The organism is Phreatobacter sp. (assembly GCF_030691135.1).
Classification (GTDB): domain Bacteria; phylum Pseudomonadota; class Alphaproteobacteria; order Rhizobiales; family Phreatobacteraceae; genus Phreatobacter.
Genome location: NZ_JAUYFA010000116.1, coordinates 1 through 2,269 on the forward strand (window position 1 = coordinate 1; position 2,269 = coordinate 2,269).

General features: G+C 74.3%; 5 protein-coding genes. 4 read left to right on the forward strand and 1 reads right to left on the reverse strand.

Features of this window, described 5'->3' with window-relative positions:
- On the reverse strand, nucleotides 1-412 hold a 412-nt coding region (locus tag Q8O26_RS20695), incomplete at its 3' end, for a trypsin-like serine protease (protein ID WP_305579125.1).
- A 139-nt stretch (nucleotides 413-551) separates the two neighbouring features.
- On the opposite strand from Q8O26_RS20695, the gene Q8O26_RS20700 reads away from it, so the two are divergent.
- From Q8O26_RS20700 to Q8O26_RS20715, 4 genes are read left to right on the forward strand one after another with little or no spacing between them, the layout of a single operon-like run.
- A complete protein-coding gene (locus Q8O26_RS20700) occupies nucleotides 552-1,124 on the forward strand; it encodes a hypothetical protein (RefSeq protein ID WP_305579127.1) in 573 nt (190 codons plus the stop codon).
- Nucleotides 1,121-1,441, forward strand: a complete 321-nt coding sequence (locus Q8O26_RS20705; RefSeq protein ID WP_305579129.1) for a phage head closure protein — start codon at nucleotides 1,121-1,123, stop codon at nucleotides 1,439-1,441. Before Q8O26_RS20700 ends, Q8O26_RS20705 begins: the two co-directional genes overlap by 4 nt.
- Entirely contained in the window at nucleotides 1,438-1,713 is a 276-nt protein-coding gene (locus Q8O26_RS20710) for a hypothetical protein (RefSeq protein ID WP_305579131.1), read from the forward strand. Before Q8O26_RS20705 ends, Q8O26_RS20710 begins: the two co-directional genes overlap by 4 nt.
- A complete protein-coding gene (locus Q8O26_RS20715) occupies nucleotides 1,713-2,120 on the forward strand; it encodes a DUF3168 domain-containing protein (protein ID WP_305579133.1) in 408 nt (135 codons plus the stop codon). Before Q8O26_RS20710 ends, Q8O26_RS20715 begins: the two co-directional genes overlap by 1 nt.
- The last annotated feature ends 149 nt before the right edge of the window (nucleotides 2,121-2,269 follow it).

The following is a 2,269-nucleotide window of genomic DNA, read 5'->3' on the forward strand; positions in this document are numbered from 1 at the left end:
CGCCCGCCGCCGGCAGGGGGCCGGCCGCCAGCGGCGCCGGCCTGCGCCCCTGGCCGATCGGCTGCGCCGTGCGGATCACCGCGAGGTCCACCGCGGTGCGCCGCGCCTGCCAGTCGGCCCGCCGATAGGCCGGGTGGACGCGGCGGTCGACGATCTCGTTGATCAGCGGCTGGCGCCCCGGCCCGAAGATCAGGATGGCGATGCGGCCGGCGCCCTCGACGCAATGGGCCGCCGTCAGCACCAGGCGGTCGCCGAGCACGGCGCCGGTGCAGAAGCCCTGGCCGCCGGTGATGATCACCGTCTGCGCGGCGGCCGGATCGCTCTCGGAGACCGGGCTGCCGCCGATCACCGCCGCGGCCGGCGTCGTGCCGGCGAGAGCAAGCGCCGCCAGCGCCCGGAAGGTCCAATGCACGTCGTCACCTCGGTTTGCCCAGGGCCCGAGAAGGCCCGTGCCGGATGCCGCTTGTCAACACGCGGCCCGCCCGCCCCACGCCGTCGTGAACCACGGCGCGTTCCACCGCCACGCATCAACCCAGCCGACGAGGCCGCCCATGAGCCTGATCCTGATCACTCCGCCGGACGCCGAGCCGCTGACCCTCGCCGAGCTTAAGGCCTTCCTGAAGGTCGATGCCGGCGACGAGGACGGCCTGATCCTCTCGGTCGCCGCCGCCGCCCGCGCCCATCTCGAGGCGATGACCGGCCGCGTCTTCGTCACCCAGGGCTGGCGCATCCGGCGCGATGCCTGGCCGCCGACCGGGCGCCTCGCCCTGCCGCTCGGGCCGGTGCGCAGCCTCGACGCGGTGACCGTCACCACGGCGGCCGGCGATACCGCCGTGCCGCCCGACCGCTTCCGCCTCGACGGCACCGCCGTGCCGCCGCGCCTTGCCTGGCGGGTCGGGGAGGTGCCGCAGCCCGCCCCGCCGCTCGCCGGCATCGCCCTCGACGTCACCGCCGGCTTCGGGACCCCGGAGGAGGTACCGGCGCCGCTCCTGCAGGCGATCCGGCTTCTCACCGCCTACTGGTTCGAGAACCGGTCGCTGGTCGGTCTCGGCCACGAGGTCGCGGTGATGCCGCGCATGGTCCACGACCTCGTCGCCCCCTTCGTGACACGGAGGCTGGCATGAATCCCGGAGCCTTCCGCCACCGCCTCTATGTCGAGGCGCCCTACGAAACACCCGACGGCGCCGGCGGCGTCACCCGCGCCTTCGAGACGCTGGCCCTCGTCTGGGGGCTGATCGAGCCGCTCGGCGGCAGCGAGGCGATGAGCCAGGACCGTCTCGCCCAGCGCCTGACCCACCGCATCACCATCCGCGCCTTCTCCGGTCTCACCGCCGCCCACCGCCTGCGCAAGGGCCAGCGCCTCTTCGAGATCCGCACCATCCGCGAGGACGTGCCGGCGCGCCGCCTGATGACCCTTCAATGCGAGGAGATCGCCCCATGAAGCCCTCCGTCACCACAGCCTTCGGCGGCCTCTCCGCCGACGCGCGCCTGCCCGGCTGGACCGCGCCCGCCCTCGGGCGCCTCGCCGAGCGCTTCCGAAGCGCGGCGGCCCATGGCGGCCCGCCCGTCCGCCTCGTCCGCCATGACGATGGCCGGCTGGCGCTGGTCGATGCCGGCGACGATGCCTTCGGCCGCGAATTCGGCACGCTGGAGCGTCCCGCCGCGCCGCGGATGGGGCCGGCGGCCGACCGCGTCCGGTCGGGAGGGGTGTGATGGCCACGGCCTCGCTCGCCCTGCGCCGGGCGCTCCATGACGGGCTGGTCGGCCATGCGCCGCTGGTCGCCGCCCTCGGCGGGCCGAAGATCTGGGACGAACCGCCGCGCACCGCCGCCTTTCCCTATGTGACGCTCGGCGAGGCGCGGGTCTCAGACTGGTCCACCGGCTCCTCCAGCGGCCACGAACATGCCCTGACCCTGCATGTCTGGTCGCGGCAGGGGGGCCAGACCGAGGCGCAGGTGGTGGCCGGCGAGATCATCTCAGCCCTCGAACAGGTGAGCCTGGCCCCCCTCGGCCAGCGCCTCGTCAACCTGCGCTTCGCCACGGCCGACATCCGCCGCGAGGCCGATGGCAAGACCTGGCACGGGGTCATCCGCTTCCGGGCGGTGACCGAGCCGGCATGAGGGGCACGACGCTGCCACTCACTCTTTCCGCGGGGGACGAGGCTCGTGTTCACCTCTCCGGGGGGGGGAGGCTCCCCCTTACCTCTCTCCAGCGGATGAGGCTCCCCTTTACCTCTCCCCGGCGAATGAGGCTCCCCTTCACCTCTCCC